This is a genomic window from Aedoeadaptatus coxii, assembly GCF_001553115.1.
GTDB classification, from domain to species: domain Bacteria; phylum Bacillota; class Clostridia; order Tissierellales; family Peptoniphilaceae; genus Aedoeadaptatus; species Aedoeadaptatus coxii.
This window is the reverse complement of the sequence record NZ_KQ960172.1, coordinates 22,545-46,414: the sequence shown is the minus strand read 5'-3', so window position 1 is coordinate 46,414 and position 23,870 is coordinate 22,545. Positions and strand designations below refer to the sequence as shown.

The window sequence follows — 23,870 nt, the reverse complement described above, 5'->3', positions numbered from 1 at the left end:
TTTGGAAAGGAGGATTTTATGAAGCAGACTGACATTCCTATTTGGGAACGTTATACCCTAACCATTGAAGAAGCGTCAAAATATTTTCGTATTGGCGAAAACAAGCTACGACGCTTGGCAGAGGAAAATAAAAATGCAAATTGGCTGATTATGAATGGCAATCGTATTCAGATTAAACGAAAACAATTTGAAAAAATTATAGATACATTGGACGCAATCTAGCGTCGCCAAAGGGTCTTGTATATGATAAAATAGTATTAAGTCGTATCAAGGCTCTTTCCATAAAGGAAAGGAGCAAATGCCATGTCAGAAAAAAGACGTGACAATAAAGGTCGAATCTTAAAGACTGGAGAGAGCCAACGAAAAGACGGAAGATACTTATACAAATATATAGATTCATTTGGAGAACCGCAATTTGTTTACTCGTGGAAACTTGTGGCTACAGACCGAGTACCAGCAGGAAAGCGTGATTGTATCTCACTTAGAGAGAAAATCGCAGAGTTACAGAAAGACATTCATGATGGTATTGATGTTGTAGGAAAGAAAATGACACTCTGCCAGCTTTACGCAAAACAGAACGCTCAAAGACCAAAGGTTAGAAAAAACACTGAAACTGGACGCAAATATCTTATGGATATTTTGAAGAAAGACAAGTTAGGTGTAAGAAGTATTGACAGTATTAAGCCATCAGACGCTAAAGAATGGGCTATTAGAATGAGTGAAAATGGTTATGCTTATCAAACCATCAATAACTACAAACGTTCTTTAAAGGCTTCATTCTATATTGCTATACAAGATGATTGTGTTCGGAAGAATCCATTTGACTTTCAACTGAAAGCAGTTCTTGATGATGATACTGTCCCTAAGACCGTACTAACAGAAGAACAGGAAGAAAAACTGTTAGCCTTTGCAAAAGCTGATAAAACCTACAGCAAAAATTATGATGAAATTCTGATACTCTTAAAAACAGGTCTTCGTATTTCAGAGTTTGGTGGTTTGACACTTCCAGATTTAGATTTTGAGAATCGTCTTGTCAATATAGACCATCAGCTATTGAGAGATACTGAAATTGGGTACTACATTGAAACACCAAAGACCAAAAGTGGCGAACGTCAAGTTCCTATGGTTGAAGAAGCCTATCAAGCATTTAAGCGAGTGTTAGCGAATCGAAAGAATGATAAGCGTGTTGAGATTGATGGATATAGTGATTTCCTCTTTCTTAATAGAAAGAACTATCCAAAAGTGGCAAGTGATTACAACGGCATGATGAAAGGTCTTGTTAAGAAATACAATAAGTATAACGAGGATAAATTGCCACACATCACTCCACATAGTTTGCGACATACATTCTGTACCAACTATGCAAATGCAGGAATGAATCCAAAGGCATTACAGTACATTATGGGACATGCTAATATAGCCATGACGCTGAACTATTACGCACATGCAACATTCGATTCTGCAATGGCAGAAATGAAACGCTTGAATAAAGAGAAGCAACAGGAGCGTCTTGTTGCTTAGTAGTACAAATGAATTTACTACTTATTTACCACTTCTGACAGCTAAGACATGAGGAAATATGCAAAGAAACGTGAAGTATCTTCCTACAGTAAAAATACTCGAAAGCACATAGAATAAGGCTTTACGAGCATTTAAGAAAATATAAAAAGATAATTAGAAATTTATACTTTGTTTATTTGAAATATATTTATAGAGCAGTTTTTTATAGCTAAAAACAAAAGAATTATAGTGGGTCATTTTCAAAAATTACTGCTTGATAAGAGTGTTAAATTTGAGCTAGAGTGTTTTGAAAAAATGGAATATTACGATGAATTTAAAAAATCTAAAGATCAGATAGAGAAAAGAATAGAAGATATTCAAGAAACACTTTCAAATTTTGTGACATCAATTTTAGGAATTGGTGCATTTATTGGTTTAATAATAACTATGGAACCAATTGTAATTATATTTTCATTTTCAAGTGTATTAATGTCCTTATTTTTAAATAAAAAAGCTATAAGTATGCAATATGATTTTTATGAAAAAATAACACCATTAGAGCGAAAAGTGGATTATTTTCTTAAAATTAGTACTGATAGAGAATATGCTAAGGATGTAAGAATGCACTCTGGATTCGTATCTTTGATTAAAATGAAATTTAACTATAATTTGTCAAATATAATTAAAATAATTAAAAGTTTTTCTAAAAAATACTCATATGTATTAGTGTTTCAGAACTTGATTGTTCAAGGCGTTAATCTGATTACAGTAATTTATATTGTACGAAAAGTTTTCTTTAAATTAATTTCTATAGGAGATTTTGTAGCACTAGCCGGCAGTAACCAGCGATTGATTGAGTATATCAGCACATTATTCAGGGTTATTCCAGAAATATATGAACATGGTTTGTATTTAGAAAATCTATTCAATTTTTTGGAATACAATGTAAAAGTATATGATGGTGAAGTAGATTATGTTGATGAGAAAAATCTTGAGATACAGTTAGAAAATGTTAGTTATATGTATCCAGAAACAAATGTATATGCCATAGAAAACCTAAATATGAAAATAAGGCAAGGAGAGAAAGTTGCTATAGTTGGTGAAAATGGAGCAGGTAAATCTACATTAATAAAATTATTGTGTAGATTATATGATCCCACATCGGGTCGTTTATATTTTAAAAATGAATTATATAAAGATTTAAAAATAAATATTATAAGGGACAATATAAGTGTTCTTTTTCAGGATTTCAAAATGTATTCGTTACCTATAATTGATAATGTTTTAATGAAAGAAGTAACAGAGAAAGATGTTGATTTTGGGAATGTAATAGAAGTGCTACGAGTACTAAGAATGTTGCAAAGGATAGAAAATTGTGATAACGGGATATTCACAGAAATATCTAGAGAATTTAGTAATAAAGGGACTTTATTTTCGGGAGGAGAGGAGCAACGTATTGCAATAGCGAGAATTTTTTCTCAAGACAAAAAAATATACATTTTTGATGAACCATTAAGTAATATAGACCCTCTTGCTGAGAGTGAAATATTTGATTTATTGATGGAGAAATGCTCTGATAAGACTCTAATATTAATATCTCATCATCTGTCTAATTTATATAAAATGGATACAATATACTTCTTAGAAAATGGTAAAATAAAAGAAAGTGGTTCACATGAACAATTGATGGCAAAAAAAGGAGAGTATTATAATATGTATATGCGACAATCGGAAAGATATTTAAGGTAGCAATTTTAATTCAATATAAGATATATTGGTAAGAAAAACTTAGCCTTTTTAAATCTTAAATTTGAGGAAATTATTATAAAATAATAAAAAAATAATGGAACAAATGGAGAAAGAATAAAAAATAGAAAATCATTATAGATACATAGATGATATTTCAAAAGACATAAAATTTTAATAGTGAAACTTTGAAAGGGATAGCAGAAATGTTATCTCTTTTTTAATACAAGAAAGGAGATCAGTATGAAAAATTTAGATCAAATAAGACAAGAGTCAAAAGAAATAAAAGATAAAATTGATGATACAGAAGAAAGATTAAGGCAACTAAAAAATCAAGAAAAGAAGATATTAAAACAAGACATAATAAAAAGAAGAAAAGAAAGAACTCATAGGCTAATAACTAGAGGAGCAATATTAGAAAGCCTTATAGAAAATGCAGAAGAACTAACAGATGAAGAAATAAAAATCCTACTAGAAGAAGCAACAAAGACAAAAGAATTCAAAGAAACACTAAAAATAATGAGAGAAAATTAAGAAAAATAAAATAATCAAATATCCCTTAGATTTTCTAAGGGCGCAATTATACACCCTAAAGGGTGCTTGCGTCCTGCGGAGCCAAACCCTTGCAGGGAGCAACAACCATTCGCTTTTTAAAAGTCAAGGGTAAATAAACTCGCTAACGCTCGCCCTTGACTTTTAAAATTTGAAATGAAAGTAACAATTAAGCCGACATACTGAAACAACAAAAATTAATTCAGTAGTCGGCTTTTTCTATTCTATCATTTCAAAACGCTCATTCACAAGGTGGCTATAAAAAATCTATTAAGCCTCCACCTAAAACAACAAAAAAGAAAGGAAGTGATAAAAATGGCAGACAGTTTTCATTTTTCAGTAAACATAATATCAAGAGGAAAAGGCAAAAGTGCAGTAGCAAGTGCAGCATATATAAGTGGAGAAAAAATAAAAAATGAATGGGACGGAGTAACCCATGACTATACAAGAAAAGAAAAAGTATTAGTAAAAAATATAATATTGCCTGATCATATACCAAAAGAATTTAATGATAGGTCTACCTTATGGAATAAAGTAGAAATGGCAGAAAAAAATTCTAATGCACAACTAGCAAGACAATTCATAATAGGACTACCAAAAGAATTAACTTTAAGTGAAAATAAAAACCTGGTTGAAAGATTTATAAAAGAAAATCTAACATCACAAGGAATGATAGTAGATTATGCAATTCATGATGAGAGTCAAGATAAAAATGGAAATATTCATTGTCATATAATGACCATAATGCGACCCATAAACGAAAAAGGAGAGTTCTTAGCAAAGTCAAAAAAAGAATATATCCTAGATGAACAAGGAGAAAAGATTTTAAACAAAAATGGAAAACCAAAGACAAGAAAAGTAGAACTAACAACATGGAACGATAAAGGCAATGTAGAAAAATGGAGAGAAAATTTTTCAGACCTTTGTAATGAATATCTTGCAAAAAACAAGATAGAAAAAAGAGTAGACCATAGGAGTTTTAAAAGACAAAATTCTGATTATCTACCGACAATCCATTTAGGATCAGCAGCAAGTGCAATGGAAAGAAAGGGAATAGAAACTGACAAGGGAAACTATAATAGAGAAATAAGAAAATATAATGAACTTGTAAAAACAATAAAAGAAGAGATAAAAACATTAAAGGATTGGATAGGAAATCTATTAGATAACTTGTCTACTGCTTATGAAAAATTTAAGGATATAGAAAGAGATAAGGTAATAGACAACCCTAAACTTTTTAATCTAACAAATTATCTATTAACTTATTCAGAAATTCAAAAAGAAAAAAGTAAATATCTAAAAGGATATGCCAAAACCAATAAAGAAAAGTATGACTTCAAAAAGCTAACGAGTGCATATAGCTATTTAAGAAAAAACAACATAGAAACCATAGGTCAGTTACAAACAAAAATAGAAACTTTAAAGTCTAATAGTTACAAAATAAATAAAAAAGCAAAGACAATCCATAAAGAAATGGAAGATGTAGAAAAGAAAATTCTATACTATGAAATATACAAAGACAAAAAAGGAGTTTATGAAGAATATCAAAAGAAAAATATATTCACAAAAGACACATTCTATAACAAACATAAGAAAGATATAGACCAATATAAGGTAGTAAGAGAGAAATTAAAAAAACTCCTATCAGATAAGGAAAAACTAAGTCCTAAAAAATGGAATGAAGAAAAAAATCTTTTAATGGCAAATCTTGAAGAAATAAATAGAGAAAAAGACAAGATAAAAGATGAATACCAGGAAATTAATCATATAAAATATTCAGTAGATTTTGTAAACAAAGAACTTGGCATAGATTTATCCATAGAAATAGATAAGCTAATAAAACAAGGTGAAAAACCAAGTGTAATAGCACAGATTAAAAAATTCCAAGACCAAGTTATTAAAGATAATGAATACAGAGAAATGATGAAAAACAAGAAAATGGATCAAGAAAGATAAGACCTGGTAAAAATATCTTATCCAAGCTATAATATGACCAAACAACTAAAGGCAGATCTAGGAGGTAATAGAGATGAATAAAAGGCAAGAGCTAATAGATGAACTCATAAAAGCAGATCAAGATGGAACATACAAAACCTATAAAAGCACAGAAGAAATAAAAGCGATGAACAATGAAGAAATACAGATTATATATTCCAACATGAAAAACTATCTATCAGACAAAAGAACGCACATAAACTACTAAAGGTGGAAAGGCATTGTAAGCTATTTTAAAGTATAAAAGGTACAAATACCTAAGTAAGCTATAAAAACATCAAAATAAAGCATTCCACCACCAAGAACAATAAAATAAAAACAATCAAAGGGAAGTATAGAAAAATTAAAGCCTATACTTCCCTTTTTTTAATTCAAACAAAGGAGATAAAGCATGATAAACGAAGAAATAAGCAAAGAAGCAGGGCAAGCAGCACAAACCATAATATCATACACAATAAAGGCAGCAAAAGAATCAATTAAATTAGACAAAGAAATTAGAAAAAAGATGAATGATACTTTAGAAAAAGCAAATGGAAACCTAAAAAGCCTTATTGGCGATGAAATAAAAATAAAAGACCTCTACAAAAAAGGACAACTAGAAAATATAAGCATAGATCAAAGCAACCTCAAAGACTTAAGAAAAGAACTAAACAAACTTGGAGTAAGTTTCTCAGTAATGAAAAACAAAGAAAGCAAAAACTATGAAATATTCTTCCAAGCCAAAGACATAAAAGTAATGGAATATGCCTTTAAGCAAGTCATAGCCAAGGAAAATAAAAAAGAAAAAGAAAGTATCCTAAAACAAATAAAGAAATACAAAGACCTATCCAAGAACAAGGATAAGACAAAAGAAAAAGTCAAAAGAAAAGTAAAAGAAAAAGTAAAACCAAGTAAAAAAGATATGACCAGAGAAATCTAAGGGAGTAACGAAAAGTTACACCCTTAAATAACTAAAATAACAAGACTTCCGAAAATCGGAAATCAAGAATTCCGAAAATCGGAAATCAAGAATTTCGATTATCGAAAATCAAGAAAGGAGCAGATATGGCAACAAACAAAAGATATTATTGGATAAAATTAAAAAAAGAATTTTTTACAGACAAAATAAACAGAGGACATTGTCCTTAATGAGTCCAACCCATGTCCGACAAGAGATAGAGAAAGATATAGAGATAGATAAAGAGAGAGAGGGAGAGATAGAAAAGATTTAACATTTTTGGTATAATCACATTAATTAAACTAAATGTGTAATGATAAAATGAGCTTGTTTACCGTAAGCTGATTGTGATAAAAAGATTAAAACTCCCACCATTGGTGAAAGAGATAGAATAAAATAAAAAGAATCAGATTGGAGTGATTAGAATGGATAAAAAAGATTTAGATATTATAGGAGATGGTGAATATATAAAAATGCTTGAGAAAATAAAAAGATCATATACAAGCAGACAACTTAAAGCAGCAGTTTCGGTCAATTCTGAAATGCTAAAGTTTTATTATAGTTTAGGAGAAGAAATTATTAACTTAAAGGCAGAAAGCAGATGGGGAAGCGGATTCTATAAAAAATTAAGTTCGGATTTAAAAAATGAAATTCCCAATGTTAAAGGATTTTCTGTTACTAATTTAAAATATATGAAGAAATTTTATGAAATGTATTCGCCATTAAATCGTCCACAGCTTGTGGACGATTTACAAATATCTAAAGTCGGTGGAGATTTTAATATGATTTTTAGTATCCCATGGGGACATCAAAGATATATTATGGATAGATGTGAGGGAAATTTGAATAAAGCATTTTTCTTTATATCTAAAACATTAGAAAATAGCTGGAGTAGAGCGGTGCTTTTAAATTTCTTGGATACAGATCTATTTGAAAGACAAGGAAAAGCAATAACAAATTTCACAAATAATTTGCCTGCTACACAAAGTGATTTAGCCAATGAAATGACGAGAGATCCGTATAATTTTGACTTTATATCTATAAGGCAAAATTATGATGAAAAAGAATTGAAAGACGCTTTGATGGATAATATTCAAAAATTCTTATTGGAGCTAGGGACAGGTTTTTCGTTCGTGGGCAGAGAATATAGACTTGTAGTTGGAAATTCAGAAGAATTTATTGATATGTTATTCTACAACATTAAGCTACATTGCTATGTAGTTGTGGAGGTTAAAATTTCCGCATTTAAACCTGCGGATATAGGACAACTTGGAACCTATGTAACATCTGTAAACCATATATTAAAGGGAGATGGGGATAATCAAACAATAGGTCTTTTAATCTGTAAGACAAAGGATAATGTATTGGCAAAATATGCTTCTGAAAGCTCCAGAGAGCCTATTGGAATTTCAGAATATCATCTACAAAACTTAATTCCTGAAAGTTTAAAGGGAGCATTACCAACCATAGAAGAAATTGAAAACGAACTAAAATAAATTTTAAAAACATAATAAATGTACACAAGGCGGTAGAAGTAAAAACTATCGTCTTTTTTTATTTGAAGAAAGGTAGGAGAGCATGGCAGATAAAAGAATGTTTTCACTAAAGATAGTGGATAGCGACTTATTTTTGGATATGCCACTAAGTAGTCAATGTCTGTATTTTCATTTATCAATGCGAGCAGATGATGACGGTTTTGTAAATAACCCTAAGAAAATCATCAAGATTATCGGAGCAAATGAAGATGACCTAAAAATACTTATTGCCAAAGGCTTTGTGATAGTCTTTGATCAGGGAATTATCGTCATTACTCATTGGAAGATAAATAACTTTATTAGAAAAGACAGATATAAGCCAACAATGTATATCGATCAGAAACAGCAGCTTTATCAAACGGACAATGGAGCATATATTTCAGAAGAAAAAGTTGGTTGTCATCTGGTTAACCAAAGGTTGTCAAGTGGTCAACCCAGTATAGATAAGGGTAGATTAGATAAGGTTAGTATAGATAAGGGGAGAGAGGGAGAGATAGATAAAAAGTCCACCCCCATTTTTTATGGAGAATTCAAAAATGTAAGGTTAAGCAAAGAAGAATATAAGACCCTTAAAGAAAAATTAAACTCACACACAGAAATAATGATAAATAAACTATCAAGATACATGAAAAGTAGTGGCAAGACCTATCAAAACCACTATGCGACAATCTTAAAATGGTATGAAGAAGACAAAGAAAAACTAAGACATCAAGGAGGGAATAAAAAAATGAACTATGACGTAGGAGAATCTTTATAGGTAAAAAGAGGTGGAAAGGCATTATTAAAGACTTTAAGTCTAAAAAGGTATCAAAGTATGCCAGAGATAATAAAAATGTAAATATGACACTTAAAAGGCGATTAGAAAATTAAAAATCTAATCGCCTTTTTTTTATTGTATGAAAGGATAAGCTATGACAAAAAGACAAACAAAATACATTGTAAAAAGAAATTATGATGATAGAAGAACAGATACGGACGCTTTTCTAAGACTAATAAAAAAATCAAGCAAATTAAATAATACTAATGAAATTGAGTATAACAAATATAATATTGATAGTAATAAAAAAGAGTGCTATAATAAAAATAGTTTTAGAGAAAGTTGTGTTATTTCCGAAAACTCAAATAAGGAGGAATAGGAAATGATACAAACAAATTCAAATCACTTTTCATTCAAAGCTGCAATTTATTGCAGACTATCTAAAGATGATGAGCAGAAAGGAGAGAGTGCCAGCATACAAAACCAAAAGGAACTTTTAGAAAACTATGTAAAATCAAGGGGTTGGAGTATTTACGATGTATATATAGATGATGGATATACTGGATTAAATACAAATAGACCATCATTTCAAAGACTAATTAGAGATATTGAAAATAAAAAAGTGGATATAGTAATCACTAAGGACTTATCAAGACTTGGAAGAAACTATTTGCAGACTGGGTACTATACAGAAAATTTCTTCCCAAAGAACAATGTCAGATATATAGCTTTAAATGATGGAGTAGATACCTTTCAAGAAAACAACGAAATAGTTCCTTTTAAAAATGTTTTAAACGAGTTTTATTCAAGAGATGTTTCTAAAAAGATGAAATCTGCCTATATGACAAGAGCAAGGCAAGGAAAATTTATTGGTTGTCTTGCTCCAATAGGATATAGGAAAGACAATGAAGATCCACATAAATTAGTAATCGATGATGAAACTTCATGGATTGTTGAAAAAATTTTTGATCTTGCTTTTAGTGGTTATGGAGTACAAGCAATTAGAAGAAGACTATTTGAAGAAAAAATACCTACACCTACCTGGTGGAATAGAAAAAAAGGACTTAGAAATAAAAAAACTAAGTTAGAAATGACCGTAGATGGTGGAGAGTATTGGTGGGACTGCACAACCCTAAAAGAAATTATTGAAAACCCAGTTTATATTGGTCATATTGCTAGTCAAAAAGTTAATTATAAATTCAAAGTAGGTTGGTTATCCGATAAACCCAAAGAGGAATGGATAATAGTAGAAAATACACACGAACCAATTATTTCTGAAGATATTTATAATATAGCAAATGAAAAATTAAAGAGCAGGAGAAGACCATTTAAAAATGGAGAAGAAAGTATATTTGCAGGAATTGTGAAATGTCCCGATTGTGGAAAATCTTTAAATCTTGGAAGAAACAAATCGAAAAAAAGAGAAAAGTTACTCACTTGTAACACTTATAGAAGATATGGAAAATCATTATGTAGTCAACATAGAATTTATTACGATACTCTTTATGAGATAGTGCTTAAGGATATTAGAAAAAATGCAGAAATAGCATTAAAAGATGAAAAAGAAATTATAAAAGCACTTGAAAAATCACGAGAAATTGATAATGAAGAAGAACAAAAATTTATTATGGATAAGATTTACGAAGATCAAATAAGAGTAGAAGACTTAACTAAAAAGATTGAAAGATTATATGATGACTGGCTAGACAATAAGATAAGTGAAAGTAACTTCCAAAAAATTCTTGAAAAATCACAAAACGAACAAGACTATCTTAACCAAAGAATAGAAGATAATCAAAAATTGATTGTTAAAGAAGATCTTGAAGATATTAATGTTAAAAAATGGATTGAACTCATAAAAAAACATAGGGATATAAAGAAGCTGGACAAAGAAACCTTAAACGAACTCATCTCAAAAATCTATGTTCACGAAAAAGAAGTAGTGAATGGAGAAATCACCCAAACAATTGATATTTACTACAATTTCATAGGAAATACAGACACACTACAAGTATTTTACAATCTCTAATTAGGCATAAAGCAACTAATGGCAGGCGGTGGCGTTGTTTTAATTGCTACGCAACTAATTCCCCAATTATCGGGATTATTTTAAGACAAAACAAATTAATAGTAGCCTTTTATCGAGGAGGTGCTTATGCAGTTAGCAGAGAAGTTTCTCAATGGCTTAAAGCAACCTATGATCGATAACTGTATGAAAGTCTTTGAAAATATGCAGAATATGATGAACGATCAAATGACAAAAGCTGGCGATGTCGTATCACAAACTCCACAGGCATATAATTCAGACTTATTCAATTTGGCAAAAAGTATTAATGAGACGGCGGTTATACCAATCGCCGTCTTAATTATTACCTTTATAGCGATATATGAAATTGTACACCTTGTTATCGATAGGAATAACTTTAACGATTTTGAGACTTTTATTTTTTTCAAGTGGATTTTTAAAACAACTATATCCATTTATCTAGTAAGTCATGCTTTTGAATTTTCAATGGCTATATTTGATGTCATGCAGTCAGTCATACGTTCAGCTTCAGGAGTTAGTATTGAACAATTCCAAGTAGGACAAGATGCGATGAAAGCAAGCATAGAAAAGATGGGAATAGTGGATCTGATGTTTTTCACGACGCAACTTAACGCTATGCAGATGATTGTGTGGGCATTAGGCATTGTTATTTGGGTTATATGTGTAGGACGCATTATAGAAATGTATTTCATAATTTCAGTTGGTGCGTTACCGTTTGCAACTCTAACATCTAGCCGATACGGACATATAGGGGACTCCTATATCAAATCCGCTGTGGCATTAGGTTTGCAAGGTTTGTTTATTATTATCACATTAGGGGCATGGTCGGTATTCGTACAGTCCTTGACGGTAGCAAAAGATGGTAATCCATGGACGTTTATGTTCTCCTTCTTAGCAGCGAGTTTATTAGCTGTCATTGTACTATTCAGGACGAAATCCGCAGCAAGTGCCATAGTATCAGCGGCATAACAAGAATGGAGGTAAGTAAATGGCTTATGTAAATGTACCAAGAGACTTATCGAGGTATGAAGCGAAGGTCGTCTTTAATCTGACAAAGCGTCAATTGATCTGTTTTTCTATCGGTGCTGCACTGGCAATTCCGGCATATTGGTTTACCCGTGGAATACTTCCAAGCGACGTAAGATCTATTTTGATGTTTATCATAGCGAGTCCTTTTTTTATTGCCGGGATATTCAAAAAAGACGGTATGACTTTAGAAAAATATCTCTACATTGTTTGCCGTCAAAAATACTTCAGACCAGGAATAAGACGCTATAAGACACTAACTTCAAATAAAAAAGAAGTGCCAACTAAAACAAAAAAAACAAAGAGAAAAAAGAGGTGAGACCGTCTTGAATCAAAATTTTCAAAAGAAACAGGAACAACGTTTGAAATCAAACATTGATGCTGCAAAAAGAAACAAAGAAGATTTTGGGAATACAAAATCTAAGTCAAATTCCAAGACTCCCCAAGTCTTTCAAAACATGTTACAGTTATTTGTTAAAAAGGAAGATAACGAAGTTTATACGACGCAAGATACCTTGCCTTACGAGAAGATCTTCCAAGATGGGATTATGAAGCTTGAAGATGGGCGTTATAACAAGTGCATTGAGTTTACAGATATTAACTACCGATTGGCAAAGCCTGAAGATCAGAGGAAAATATTTGATGACTATTGTAAGTTCTTAAACTATTTCGACTCGACTATCGATTTTCAATTAACTTTTTTAAATTTAACAGGTTTTGCCGATAGGCTCATGCACAATATTCGAATACAAAAGCAAAATGACCCGTTCAATGACATTCGAATGGAATATAGTAGAATGCTGCGCAATCAATTATCCAAAGGTAATAATGGGCTTATAAAGCGTAAATTCATTACTTTTTCCATTAAAGCTAAAAATCTGAAGGAAGCTATTCCAAGACTTGAACGGATAGAAACAGACATACGAAATAACTTTAAAACACTGGGCGTACAAGCAGAGTGTTTAACGGGAAAGCAACGTATTGAATTACTTCACGATATTTTAAATCAAGGAAGCGATAGGGAGCGGACGACCTTCGATTGGCATAATGTAAGAACCGGAAGCATGACGACGAAGGACTATATATCTCCCTCATCTTTTAATTTCCAAAATCAACGTATTTTTAAAATGGGACAAATGTATGGTGCAAGTAGCTTCCTAAGAATTGATGCTCCGGAGCTTTCAGATAAAATGCTCGCTGAGATATTAGATATCGAAGATGATCTACTGGTAAATATTCATATTCGTTCCATGGATCAACAGGAAGCGATCAAGGAAGTTAAGCGGACAATTACCGACTTAGATCGTACCAAGATTGAAGAACAGAAGAAAGCCGTTCGTTCAGGCTATGACATGGATATTATTCCCTCAGACCTTGCGAATTTTTCAGAAGAGGCTAAAAATCTCTTGGAAGAATTACAAGGACGTAATGAACGTCATTTTATTGTTAGCTTCCAAATCACGACCTTTGCAAAAAGTAGGAAGAAGCTTGAAAATATCATCTTTCAATTGAATGGTATTATTCAAAAATATAATTGCAGTTTAAAGCGTATGGATTATCAACAGGAACAAGGACTTATGTCCGCATTGCCTATGGGAGTAAATCAAATAGACTTCGAGCGGAAGCTCACAACGTCTTGTGCAGCTATTTTTGTTCCCTTTACGACCCAAGAGTTGTTCATGGGAGGAAAAGCTCTCTATTACGGTTTAAATGCCATATCGAACAATATGATTATGGTAGATAGAGGAACTCTAAAGAATCCTAACGGGCTTATTCTAGGAACACCAGGTTCAGGTAAATCTTTCTCTGCGAAAAGAGAGATGACGAATGCTTTCTTTATTACGGATAATGACATTATCATTTGCGACCCTGAGGCTGAGTATTCACCACTTGTAAAAGCACTAGGCGGTGAAGTTGTTGAAATCTCGCCTAATTCAAAACATCATATTAATCCTTTGGATATTAATATTAACTACGCTGACGGTGATGACCCGATTATGTTTAAAGCGTCGTTTATCCTATCGCTTTTTGAGCTGATAACTGGTGGTACTCAAGGTTTGCAACCGACGGAAATTACTATTATCGACCGTTGTACAAGAGCAATTTATAGGAAGTATTTGGAAGATCCGGTACCGGAGAACATTCCTGTTCTAGAAGATCTTTATAATGAACTCAAAAAACAAGAAGATATAGAAGCCGAACGATTAGCGACTTCTCTTGAAATCTATGTAACAGGTTCGCTTCGAGTATTTAACAATCGAACAAATGTAGATGCTAACAATCGTGTCGTTTGCTACGATATTAAAAATTTAGGTAATGCTCTTAAAAAACTAGGGATGCTTATTATTCAAGACCAAGTTTGGAACAGAGTATCTATTAACCGTGATAATTATAAAAAGACTCATTTTTATATTGACGAGTTTCACTTACTTTTGAAAGAAAGACAAACGGCTGAATACTCTGTTGAGATTTGGAAAAGATTCAGAAAATGGGGCGGTATTCCGACGGGTATCACGCAAAACGTTAAGGACTTGTTACTGAGCCAAGAAATTGAAAACATCATTGAAAACTCAGACTTTGTTCTGATGCTCAATCAAGCTTCAGGTGACCGTGAAATTCTAGCCCATCGTCTTGGAATTTCGCAAGACCAACTTTCTTATATTACCAACTCAGGAGAAGGAGAGGGCTTATTGTATTTCGGTAATGTTATCGTTCCCTTTATAGATAAGTTTCCGAAGGAAACTAAGTTGTATAAATTGATGACGACGAAACCGGGAGAAAAAATGTATTAGATAGGAAGGTGAAGTGTTGAAAAGAAACAATTATAAAAATAAACCTAGTCAACAACCTATTGACCCTTCCAAAGTGCAAAAGAGTAAAGAGAATTATAACCAGTCTCTCAACAGATCGAGAGATAACTATAATGCCAAACATGAATCTTTTCATGCTTCATCTTACAAGGATTATCGAACTTACACGAATCAACAAGAAAATGTTAAGAAACAAGAAACTGCCAAACGAGATTTCAGAAAGTCTGAAAATGCAATAAATGCTCAACGCACGGTGTCCTATGAACAACAAAAAAGATTAAATTATAGAAAAAATCTGATGAGGAAACAACATAGGGAACGTGCAAAAGCGGAATATGCCAAAGAACTTGAACAAAGACGACAGGATGAAGAGCGTCGGTTAGAAGAAAATAGGAAGATAGAAGAGCGACGATTACAAGAAGAACGGCGTCGTCAAGACTATCTTCAGGAATTGGAAAATCAAAAGTACATTCCAACACAATCACCACTTTCGGCTGCAATTCAACGTGAATTGGTAGATAAACCCGCCAATCGTGTAGTTGATTTAACTGAAAGAAAAGAGAAGTATGAAAAACTAAACAAGAAAAAAACTATTGATGATAACTTTTCATCTAAGCCTAGAGAAAAGGCAGATAGAAATGGAAAAAGTTTTGACGATCAATCAAAAGCTCATAGTGATCAAAACTTTTTTGAAGCTGATCGTTCTTCCGTTAGGGAAAGACCTGTAAGTTCGAAAGATCCTAAAAAAGAAAAGCTGAAAAAGAAACAAGCAAAAGCGGTTTATCAAAAGTTTCAGGCTGAAAGTCTTCAAAGTTCAAATTTCGATAGTAATCAAATAAATGACCATCGACTTTCTGAACCGCCTCAGAATCAAAAATTCAAAATGACAGACGAAATGGATCTCGACGGAGACGGCATAATCGATCGATACGATGCTGATTTTCGAGATTCCAATGTTGAACATTTTGGTGACCTAGATGAAAGAGAAGATGCAAGAGCGGAGAGCGACTATAAAGTATCATCTGAAAAAGAATATTCTAGTAAGAATCCCAAGGACTCGATTCTTTTTAATTCGGAAACACCTGATAATGGAGCGGAAGGTCAGCCAAAGCAGAAAAAACTCATAAAAAAAGCTTACTCTTCGAAGTTTCGTAATGAACAAGATAGAAAATCGGATCTAAAAAAAGAAAAACGATTTTCAGATAAGATGTTCTTTGACGATGAAGAAAAGATGAATGAGGCACATTTAAATCTAGACCAGAAACTGGAAAGTGTTTCGGATCGGATAGCAAGGCTAAATAAAGATAAAAACGCAGGTGCCGATACAGTGGCACGAAGTGTCGGTATGTCAGCTTTAGCTTTAAAAGCAGCTAAGAAAAGAAAACAGTATGCGTCTCGTCTAAAAAACGATGAATCATCCATGATCCATAAGGTTAAAGAGCATAAGTTTAACATTGAGGACGAAGCGACTAAGCGAGTCGATCAACTGAACGCAGATAGAAATATGGCAGTTGAGACCGCCAATAAGACAGCTAAAGCAGCTTCCAAGGCAAAGAAAGCTAACAAAAAAGCTAACCAAGCTTACCAAAAAGCTAGGAACAAGAAAAAAGCGAGAGAAGCGTATTTAGAATCAAAAGGCGCAACGTCAAACTCACAATCCATAAAAGAGAGAATAAGCAATGCGGTGAAGAATCCCGGTCAAGCGATAAAAAAGATCGGAGAAAAAGGGGGAATAAAGATTTTTGCCCTAGGTATTATCATCGTGCTGCTTATTTTTGTGCTTTTTTCGTGTGTATCTTCGTCTCTGGTAGGTATCACCTATTTAGGCAACACCTCCTATCTTGCCGAATTTATCGACGTTACAGAGGCAGATAAGTACTATATGAAACAAGAGGCAGAACTGCAGTGGGAGATTCAAAATATAGAAAGAGTCTATCCGGGATTCGATGAATATATCGTCCAAGACGATGCCATCGGTCACGATCCCCATTTGCTTATTGCTTATCTCACCGTAAAATATGAAGACTTCAAACTGAAAGATGTTACTGGTGAACTTGATAGTATTTTTAAAGAACAATATCAATACAATGTCGTCAAGCGTACAGAAGTACGCTATCGTCGCAATGGCAGCCCTTACCTGTACAAGATTTTAGAGGCAACTCTATATACTAATGATTTAGAAACAGTGCTTCGATCTCGTCTGGGAGGAGAAGATTTCACAGGAGAGATTGGCGATTTTGGCAATGGTCAATTTGCACAGCCTTTAAAGAACATGAGTGTTTCTTCTCGTTTCGGACCTCGAAGGGCACCGGTACCTGGAGCTAGTACCTATCACAGAGGGGTGGACTTTAGAGCTTCAATAGGCACACCAGTTTATGCTTCTGAAGCAGGTAAAGTTGTAACAAACAAATTCAATCGCTTCCGTGGTTGGTATATTGTTGTGGACCATGGTGGTGGTCTAAGAAGCTTATACCAACACTTAAATGGTAGGGCTCCTAAACCGGTAGGTTCAAGTGTTCAGCGTGGAGAGGTCATCGCCCACACAGGAAAAAGTGGGATCGGTTCAGGTCCACATTTACATTATGAAGTTCATGTCAATGGCAAGCCCGTCAATCCGCTACCTTTTATTCAAGGCAATGGAAGGCGTAAGCCAAAGCCCAAACCTAATCCACCGTTAACGCCGTCACCTTCGACTCCGGAAATCTCAGGTGGTTCAGGAGACTCAGACAAAGTAACAGACCTTGAAAAGTTCGATATTTATATGGAATCTAAAGGTAACTTCATGCTCTTTGAATCTCCTATAGAAAGTGATTGGAAGGGTAAGATATCACGAATGTTCGGTTGGAATGTCATCAACAATAAAGTGACACTTTATAATTGGTTAGATATTAATGCCGGAGGTGAAAAGGTAATTGCCGTAAATGACGGTACCGTATCTTCAAGCAGTGACGGATTAACTTTAACCGACGACACAGGATGGAAAATTAAATATAAAGGAGTTAGCCCGACAAAGAGCGGAAAAGTAAAAATTGGCGATCAAATCGGAACAGCGTCTGGAAAGCTATCTATTCAGATTATTAATGACCAAAATCAAATATTAAATCCCTACTTTCATCTATGGTCGGAAAGTGGTCAGGTTCAATACAAAATGTACAATCCACGACCTAATACCAATATAGGCTCTCTTGATTTCAGCTCCGGAGGAGGTTGGGGTCAAGGCGGAGCTATGCCCAGTGAGGCTCAGCCAATAGGTGATTATTTTATAGCGACTGCTTATACTCCTGATCCTAAAGAAAATGGAGGTTACAGTGGAACTGCCATGGGAACAAAGCTTGTTCGTGGTGTAGTGGCAGTGGATCCTAAAGTAATTCCATTAGGAAGCGTCCTTTGGGTAGAAGGGTATGGTGTCTGCCGTGCAGAAGATACAGGTGGAGCTATTAAAGGCAAACGCCTTGATTTGCTATTCGAAACTAAAAAAGAAGCCTACAATTGGGGGCGTCGAAAAGTACGTGTAGCTATACTTCCAAAGGGCTATAAGCCTACAGGCAATGGAGGAAATGTCAGTGAACGACGAATTTCGATTTTAAAAGAAGCACAACGTTATGGAGGAGTACCTTATGTTTGGGGCGGAACGAGCCCTAGAGGTTTTGACTGTAGTGGCTTTATACACTACGTGTATAAACAAAAAGGTATTAATATCCCAAGAGAAACAGTATCTCTATACAATGGCGCTAGAAAAGTATCTGCGGAGCAAGCAAAACCTGGCGATATTGTGTTCTTCCATAGAACTTACAATACCAGTAAGCCAATTTCTCACGTCGGCATCTATATTGGTAATGGGAAGATGATCCATGCTTCAACTCGGGGTGTAAGAGAGGCGAATTTAAATTCAAGGTATTGGAGAAGTAAACTTGTAGGATTCGGAAGTTATTTGCCGTAAAAGGAGACAAAATGACAATTGAAAGAGTGTTAAAAAAGAAAACGAAGATTCAAAAACTCGAATCAAAGATTGCTGATATGCAAGAAGAGTTAGAAAAATTAAATGATGAATACTATGCCAATCTCGGCAAGGAAGTTGAAGAATTGTTTGTTGAAAAGGAACTAGATCTAAAAGATTTAGTTCCTTTATTAAATATGATGGAATCTTCTGATGAAGCATATGAGATAAACGAAGAAGGAGGCGAAGATGAGATCGCAAATTAAAAAAGGACTTATTCTTTGTTTAAGTATGATACTGCTAACAAAGCCGATTTATGCAAGTAATTCGGATATAGCTGATAAATTAAAGCTATATAATAATCCGTCACAAAACCGTTATATAGAGAATAAATTGAGACCGGAAACAAAAAAACAACAACCAAGGGCTAATGAGCAAACGACAGTGAAGCCCGCACCGGCAAAAAAACAAGCGTCTACTCAAAAAAAGGTGGCACCACAATCCCCGAAAAAATCAACGACACCTGTTTCTACGCCTGCTCCTCCAACAGCTCAAGTAGAACAGCCTCAACAGGTTAAGCCTGAGGCGGAAACGACGCCAGAAAAAGAAGCTAAACCGCCGGTTGCTAAACCTGAAGAGAAAAAACCTGATACGCAACAGTTTATAAAATTTCGAGCTACAAATGGGAAATTATATTATCTCGTAACTACGAGAAATCCCGACACAGGCGAAATAATTGATTCTGAACTGTTTAGCGAGCTTTCTGAAGATCGTTTGAAAGTAATGAGTGGTGAAGATTTAGATCAAGAAGAAAGAGAGCGGGAAGAGGAAGAAAAACGTCGGCAAGAAGAACTTGAGCGTCAACGTCTTGAAGATGAGAAGCAGAAAAAAGAAGAACTACCAGAGAAAAAAGGTAATGGTGGGACGATTTTTCTTGTCATTTTAGTTCTTGTTGGTGTAATAGTAGCTAAACGCTTTAAAGATCAAAAGAAACAACACGAAGAGTTTGATGATGATGGATTTGATGATGACGACGATGATGACGAATTTTATGAGGACTATGATGTAGATTATGACGAAAATGGTGATACAGAGTTATATGAAATCGATCAGAGCCTCTTTGATGAAGATGATGAAGACGAAAGAGAGGATCAAGATGAAGAATAAGCTAAAAATAGTGGCGATGGCTTTGTGTTTTTTAAGCATTTCTTCACAAGCCTTTGCTACAGGAAAATCAAATATAAATGACTATGGCACTGACGTAAAAGAAGAAACAATCGTTAGCTCAGATACGCCTCAGTATCAAGATACTCAGGAACAGAATAAAAAGATTGTACCCTTTGATCCTTCGAAGAAAAATGATATTCATGAGTCGAGAGGTCGCATTATTATGAACGTCGATCAGAAAGGGAACGACTTTAACTCCAGAGGAAATAAATTTGATTTAATTCCCTTTACGACGGCGAATGGTACGACTTTAAAGTTATTAGTAAATTACGACGAATACAGTGAAGACGTGGTTTTACTGGGTACGACAGACGAACAAGAACTCGCAAGTATGACCAAGAACTTGACGGAAGAAACTCGTGAGAGAGAAAAAGAAAGAGAAGAGTTCCAGAAAGAAAGTAGGAAGCTTCGAGAAGAAAATAGAGAAAAGCTCCAGGAAGAAAAGAGGCTTGAAAAAGAGAAGAAAAAACAAATTCAGCGAATGCTAATGTTACCCATTATTCTAGGCGGAGTTGCAGTAGCTTTAGTCTTAAAGTATTTAAAGAAAAAGAAAGAAGCAAATGAAGAAGGCCTAGAAGATGAAGGCGATGTACTTGCGGAGGACATGGAAGACGAGTTTATAGAAGCAGAAGACGAATTTGACGATGACGACGAAGAATAAGGAGGGAGCTTGTGAAATTAATTGTTGCAGAAAAACCCTCTGTCGCAAAAACAATTGCAAAAGTGATTGGCAATAGTCATAGCCGTAATGGCTATTTTGAGTGTGGAAACTATATTGTTACTTGGTGTGTCGGGCATTTAGTGTCATTGGCAGTACCGGAAGATTATACCGATTCATGGGCAAACTGGGATTTGAAAGTTTTGCCCATGATCCCGGTTCAATGGAAATTCAATGTAGTGCAATCTACACAGAATCAGTTTAAAGTAGTAAAAGCACTCATGAATCAAAAAGAAGTAAGTGAAATCATCTGTGCAGCAGATGCCGGTCGAGAAGGCGAGCTTATTTTCAGACTTGTTTATGCTAAGACAAACTGCTCTAAGCCCATAAAAAGGCTATGGGTATCTTCACTTGAAGATAAAGCCATAAGAGAGGGTTTAGATAAGTTAAGAGATGGAAGTGAGTTCGACTCGCTTTATCAATCGGCACTGGCAAGAGCAAAAGCCGATTGGTTGGTAGGAATGAATTATACACGCCTATACACTGTAGGTTATTCTGAAAAACTAACAATTGGTAGAGTACAAACACCTACGGTCGCCATGGTAGTTGAACGAGATAATGCTATTAAAAACTTTGTGAAATCCAAATACTATGAACTAGAAGTACAGGCGATCAAGGACAATCAAAAGATCCTCTTTAGATCTATTAATCAATGGGAAAAGAAAGAAGATGTTCCCGGTGATCTGGGAAGACATATTATAATTACTAGCTATGTTGAAGATCAAAAGAAAACTTCCGCTCCTCGTCTTTACGATTTAACGAGTTTACAAAAAACAGCCAATCAAGTGTATGGTTTCACAGCCCAGCAGACTTTAGATTATGCACAGAGTCTATACGAAAAGAAGCTTATAACCTATCCAAGAACGGATTCACGTTATCTCACTGAAGGTATGAAAAGTACAACGGAAGAACTAATTCATCATTGTCCGTTATACGAAATGAACGACAAAAAGAGCAATCACGATCGATTGTTTGATGATAGTAAAGTTTCTGATCACCATGCACTGTTGCCGACACTAGAATCTTTAGATGAAGATCTTCATAATGTGCCAAGTTCAGAAATTAAAATTTATGAACTCATTTACTATAGGCTATTAGAATCGGTTTCGGGAGATCACATCATCAGGCAACAAAAAGCAGAGGCTATCTTTAAAGAGCGTCCTGAAGTTAAACTTCAAGCAGTTGGCAAAATTATTGAAGAAGAAGGCTTTAAGTCGGTCGAGAAGTTATACAGAGAAATCAGCCTTGAGAACAGTCCAATTTTCAGAATTGAAGAAAATGAGCTTCTGTCAATTGAAAATATCTCTATCGTTGAAAAAACGAAAAGTCCGCCAAAACCCTATAATGAGTCAACACTTTTAGGAGCTATGGAAACGGCGGGAACTGAAGATCTAGATACGAGTTTAGAGATAGAGCGAAAAGGCTTAGGCACTGCTGCTACAAGGGCTTCTATTATTGAAAAGTTGATCCAGTCCGAATATCTAGTGAGAGATAAAAAGAATCTCAGGTCTACAGAGAAGGCACAAAGACTCATCACCGTAGTTGATAGTCGAATTAAAGATCCTAAGACAACAGCTCAGTGGGAAAATTTACTATCTTTAATTTCCACAGGCGACTATCAAGCTGAGAATTTTTTAAAGAAGATTATTAAGGAAATTACAGACCATTGTTCAGATTTTGAACCTGATTCAAGTTTAATTCGCAGCAATCAAATTGGATCTTGTCCTATTTGTGGTAATGCAATAATTAAGACGAAGAAGGTTTATTTTTGTACGAATAAGGAATGTAATTTTCATATTTTCATGGAAATGTGTAGAAAATCCATTAATGAATCAGAAGTTGCAGAACTTCTGGAAAATGGAGAGACAAAACTTATAAAAGGCTTTGTTTCCAAGAAAGGCAATAAGTTTAATGCAAAATTAAAATTGAATTCAGATCATGAAGTGATTTTTGATTTTGAAAACAAGAAATAGTTTAGGAGAGAGAACAATGACTCAAAATAAAGACAAAAAAAGAATTGTACAAGAAGGATATATTGCAGAAGATATCAAGATTGAAGCTGCAATATCTAAAGAAGGTAAGCCCTTTTCCGTTGCCAATTTTTCAATCGTATTTGAAAATGAGGGTGGAGAAAGAGAATACCGCCCTGTAAGTGCCTATAAACATAATATAGATAAAGTCATGGATCTCAAAAAAGGAGATCTAATACGAGTGTATGGAACAGAGCAAGAATACTCTAAAAAGTCCGGAGAGAAGGCTGTCTCAATCAATTTAAATGATTGTGATCTTCTTGAAGGTGTAAAGAGGCAAGACATTGTTTCTTTAAGAGGTAATCTGACACAAGATGTAAGCCTTACCGATATAACGACTCGTGAAGGTGAAAAAATTCAAGTAGCTAACTTCTTTATTGTTTATAAAGATGAAAATGGAGAAAAAGCCTCTCGATCGATCAGTGCTTATGGAAAGAATGCGTTAAAGGTCGCCGACTTGAAACAAGGAGATTTTGTCCATGTTCAAGGTGTGGAAAAGCACTATAAAAATAAAGAAGGAAAAGATCGGACGTCCGTTCATCTTTATAGTTTTAAGATGCTAAAAGCTAAAGAAGATAGACAAAAAAATAAGGAAGTCGATCGGGAAGATAAGAAAATGAAAAATCAAGATGAAAGAGAAATCTAGGAGGATATTATGAATCATTGCATGTTTTCAGGAAAAGTAGTTTCAAAGGAAGCTGTTGAACAATTTACGGGCAAAGATGGCAGAACCTTTGATTCGATGAATTTTCAATTAGAAGTAGAAAATCAGAAAGAAAAAATGTTAGTACCCTGTCGCTATATTTCGTCTGCTGAAACAGACAATAATTTAATGACGACGCTAGGAAATCTCGAAGACGGTCAAGACGTTATTCTCATGGGCAAGCTCAATATTCGTTCTATTAATTTTGGATTGACCACTATAACTGAGCCGTCTATTTATGTTCGCTCGATCGAAATTTTAAAAAGTAAATACAACATTGTAGATGAAGATGACAATTATATGATTATAGATAAAATGGAAACACCGTTTTAAGCTCTAGATCTATAAAA

Annotated in this window: 22 protein-coding genes; all 22 read left to right on the top strand. The window is 34.0% G+C overall.

Annotated elements, in window-relative coordinates; genetic code table 11:
- Positions 1–18 precede the first annotated feature (18 nt).
- Positions 19–222: an excisionase gene (locus HMPREF1863_RS02955; RefSeq protein ID WP_000814511.1), complete on the top strand. Its 204-nt coding sequence runs from the start codon at positions 19–21 to the stop codon at positions 220–222.
- Between the two features lie 81 nt (positions 223–303).
- Positions 304–1,521 carry a tyrosine-type recombinase/integrase gene (locus tag HMPREF1863_RS02950; RefSeq protein WP_001291561.1) on the top strand — a complete coding sequence of 406 codons (1,218 nt, stop codon included), beginning with the start codon at positions 304–306 and terminating at the stop codon, positions 1,519–1,521.
- Between the two features lie 228 nt (positions 1,522–1,749).
- Complete coding sequence (locus HMPREF1863_RS02945; RefSeq protein WP_009346042.1) at positions 1,750–3,249, top strand: ATP-binding cassette domain-containing protein; 1,500 nt, start codon at positions 1,750–1,752, stop codon at positions 3,247–3,249.
- Positions 3,250–3,489: 240 nt separating this feature from the next.
- On the top strand, positions 3,490–3,780 hold the full coding sequence (locus tag HMPREF1863_RS02940; RefSeq protein WP_009346049.1) for a DUF3847 domain-containing protein: 291 nt from the start codon (positions 3,490–3,492) through the stop codon (positions 3,778–3,780).
- 333 nt (positions 3,781–4,113) lie between these two features.
- Complete coding sequence (gene mobQ / locus HMPREF1863_RS02935) at positions 4,114–5,754, top strand: MobQ family relaxase (protein WP_066537330.1); 1,641 nt, start codon at positions 4,114–4,116, stop codon at positions 5,752–5,754.
- Positions 5,755–5,827: 73 nt separating this feature from the next.
- Positions 5,828–6,001, top strand: coding sequence for a hypothetical protein (locus HMPREF1863_RS09210; protein WP_019035175.1), 174 nt, complete (start codon positions 5,828–5,830; stop codon positions 5,999–6,001).
- A gap of 183 nt (positions 6,002–6,184) precedes the next feature.
- Positions 6,185–6,712: a PcfB family protein gene (locus HMPREF1863_RS02930; protein ID WP_009345651.1), complete on the top strand. Its 528-nt coding sequence runs from the start codon at positions 6,185–6,187 to the stop codon at positions 6,710–6,712.
- 443 nt (positions 6,713–7,155) lie between these two features.
- The gene (locus HMPREF1863_RS02925; protein WP_007516562.1) at positions 7,156–8,226 is read left to right on the top strand and encodes a PDDEXK nuclease domain-containing protein; all 1,071 of its coding nucleotides are present in this window, start codon (positions 7,156–7,158) and stop codon (positions 8,224–8,226) included.
- 82 nt (positions 8,227–8,308) lie between these two features.
- The gene (locus HMPREF1863_RS02920; protein WP_009345654.1) at positions 8,309–9,022 is read left to right on the top strand and encodes a hypothetical protein; all 714 of its coding nucleotides are present in this window, start codon (positions 8,309–8,311) and stop codon (positions 9,020–9,022) included.
- A gap of 154 nt (positions 9,023–9,176) precedes the next feature.
- On the top strand, positions 9,177–9,401 hold the full coding sequence (locus tag HMPREF1863_RS02915; RefSeq protein WP_007516568.1) for a hypothetical protein: 225 nt from the start codon (positions 9,177–9,179) through the stop codon (positions 9,399–9,401).
- A 3-nt stretch (positions 9,402–9,404) separates the two neighbouring features.
- On the top strand, positions 9,405–11,051 hold the full coding sequence (locus HMPREF1863_RS02910) for a recombinase family protein (RefSeq protein WP_007516570.1): 1,647 nt from the start codon (positions 9,405–9,407) through the stop codon (positions 11,049–11,051).
- 6 nt (positions 11,052–11,057) lie between these two features.
- Entirely contained in the window at positions 11,058–11,135 is a 78-nt protein-coding gene (locus HMPREF1863_RS08825) for a Maff2 family mobile element protein (protein WP_269746507.1), read from the top strand.
- A 42-nt stretch (positions 11,136–11,177) separates the two neighbouring features.
- The gene (locus tag HMPREF1863_RS02905) at positions 11,178–12,038 is read left to right on the top strand and encodes a VirB6/TrbL-like conjugal transfer protein, CD1112 family (RefSeq protein WP_068367234.1); all 861 of its coding nucleotides are present in this window, start codon (positions 11,178–11,180) and stop codon (positions 12,036–12,038) included.
- Between the two features lie 19 nt (positions 12,039–12,057).
- Positions 12,058–12,414 carry a PrgI family protein gene (locus tag HMPREF1863_RS02900; RefSeq protein WP_068367231.1) on the top strand — a complete coding sequence of 119 codons (357 nt, stop codon included), beginning with the start codon at positions 12,058–12,060 and terminating at the stop codon, positions 12,412–12,414.
- Positions 12,415–12,421: 7 nt separating this feature from the next.
- Positions 12,422–14,887: a VirB4-like conjugal transfer ATPase, CD1110 family gene (locus tag HMPREF1863_RS02895; protein ID WP_456297571.1), complete on the top strand. Its 2,466-nt coding sequence runs from the start codon at positions 12,422–12,424 to the stop codon at positions 14,885–14,887.
- A gap of 13 nt (positions 14,888–14,900) precedes the next feature.
- Positions 14,901–18,845: a CD1108 family mobile element protein gene (locus HMPREF1863_RS02890; RefSeq protein WP_068367229.1), complete on the top strand. Its 3,945-nt coding sequence runs from the start codon at positions 14,901–14,903 to the stop codon at positions 18,843–18,845.
- Between the two features lie 11 nt (positions 18,846–18,856).
- On the top strand, positions 18,857–19,108 hold the full coding sequence (locus tag HMPREF1863_RS02885) for a hypothetical protein (protein WP_068367224.1): 252 nt from the start codon (positions 18,857–18,859) through the stop codon (positions 19,106–19,108).
- Complete coding sequence (locus HMPREF1863_RS02880) at positions 19,092–20,009, top strand: hypothetical protein (protein WP_068367222.1); 918 nt, start codon at positions 19,092–19,094, stop codon at positions 20,007–20,009. The genes HMPREF1863_RS02885 and HMPREF1863_RS02880 overlap by 17 nt, the downstream gene beginning before the upstream one ends.
- Complete coding sequence (locus HMPREF1863_RS02875) at positions 19,999–20,730, top strand: DUF4366 domain-containing protein (RefSeq protein WP_068367220.1); 732 nt, start codon at positions 19,999–20,001, stop codon at positions 20,728–20,730. The genes HMPREF1863_RS02880 and HMPREF1863_RS02875 overlap by 11 nt, the downstream gene beginning before the upstream one ends.
- Positions 20,731–20,741: 11 nt before the next feature.
- Entirely contained in the window at positions 20,742–22,760 is a 2,019-nt protein-coding gene (locus HMPREF1863_RS02870; protein ID WP_068367218.1) for a type IA DNA topoisomerase, read from the top strand.
- 16 nt (positions 22,761–22,776) lie between these two features.
- A complete protein-coding gene (locus HMPREF1863_RS02865) occupies positions 22,777–23,463 on the top strand; it encodes a single-stranded DNA-binding protein (RefSeq protein ID WP_068367217.1) in 687 nt (228 codons plus the stop codon).
- A 9-nt stretch (positions 23,464–23,472) separates the two neighbouring features.
- On the top strand, positions 23,473–23,853 hold the full coding sequence (locus HMPREF1863_RS02860; RefSeq protein ID WP_068367215.1) for a hypothetical protein: 381 nt from the start codon (positions 23,473–23,475) through the stop codon (positions 23,851–23,853).
- The last annotated feature ends 17 nt before the right edge of the window (positions 23,854–23,870 follow it).

Excerpts from the sequence above, each read along its gene's own strand:
- HMPREF1863_RS02955 (WP_000814511.1), top strand. The coding sequence starts at position 19 with ATGAAGCAGACTGACATTCCTATTTGGGAACGTTATACCCTAACCATT.
- HMPREF1863_RS02950 (WP_001291561.1), top strand. The coding sequence starts at position 304 with ATGTCAGAAAAAAGACGTGACAATAAAGGTCGAATCTTAAAGACTGGA.
- HMPREF1863_RS02940 (WP_009346049.1), top strand. The coding sequence starts at position 3,490 with ATGAAAAATTTAGATCAAATAAGACAAGAGTCAAAAGAAATAAAAGAT.
- mobQ (WP_066537330.1), top strand. The coding sequence starts at position 4,114 with ATGGCAGACAGTTTTCATTTTTCAGTAAACATAATATCAAGAGGAAAA.
- HMPREF1863_RS09210 (WP_019035175.1), top strand. The coding sequence starts at position 5,828 with ATGAATAAAAGGCAAGAGCTAATAGATGAACTCATAAAAGCAGATCAA.
- HMPREF1863_RS02930 (WP_009345651.1), top strand. The coding sequence starts at position 6,185 with ATGATAAACGAAGAAATAAGCAAAGAAGCAGGGCAAGCAGCACAAACC.
- HMPREF1863_RS02925 (WP_007516562.1), top strand. The coding sequence starts at position 7,156 with ATGGATAAAAAAGATTTAGATATTATAGGAGATGGTGAATATATAAAA.
- HMPREF1863_RS02920 (WP_009345654.1), top strand. The coding sequence starts at position 8,309 with ATGGCAGATAAAAGAATGTTTTCACTAAAGATAGTGGATAGCGACTTA.
- HMPREF1863_RS02915 (WP_007516568.1), top strand. The coding sequence starts at position 9,177 with ATGACAAAAAGACAAACAAAATACATTGTAAAAAGAAATTATGATGAT.
- HMPREF1863_RS02910 (WP_007516570.1), top strand. The coding sequence starts at position 9,405 with ATGATACAAACAAATTCAAATCACTTTTCATTCAAAGCTGCAATTTAT.
- HMPREF1863_RS02905 (WP_068367234.1), top strand. The coding sequence starts at position 11,178 with ATGCAGTTAGCAGAGAAGTTTCTCAATGGCTTAAAGCAACCTATGATC.
- HMPREF1863_RS02900 (WP_068367231.1), top strand. The coding sequence starts at position 12,058 with ATGGCTTATGTAAATGTACCAAGAGACTTATCGAGGTATGAAGCGAAG.
- HMPREF1863_RS02885 (WP_068367224.1), top strand. The coding sequence starts at position 18,857 with ATGACAATTGAAAGAGTGTTAAAAAAGAAAACGAAGATTCAAAAACTC.
- HMPREF1863_RS02880 (WP_068367222.1), top strand. The coding sequence starts at position 19,092 with ATGAGATCGCAAATTAAAAAAGGACTTATTCTTTGTTTAAGTATGATA.
- HMPREF1863_RS02875 (WP_068367220.1), top strand. The coding sequence starts at position 19,999 with ATGAAGAATAAGCTAAAAATAGTGGCGATGGCTTTGTGTTTTTTAAGC.
- HMPREF1863_RS02865 (WP_068367217.1), top strand. The coding sequence starts at position 22,777 with ATGACTCAAAATAAAGACAAAAAAAGAATTGTACAAGAAGGATATATT.
- HMPREF1863_RS02860 (WP_068367215.1), top strand. The coding sequence starts at position 23,473 with ATGAATCATTGCATGTTTTCAGGAAAAGTAGTTTCAAAGGAAGCTGTT.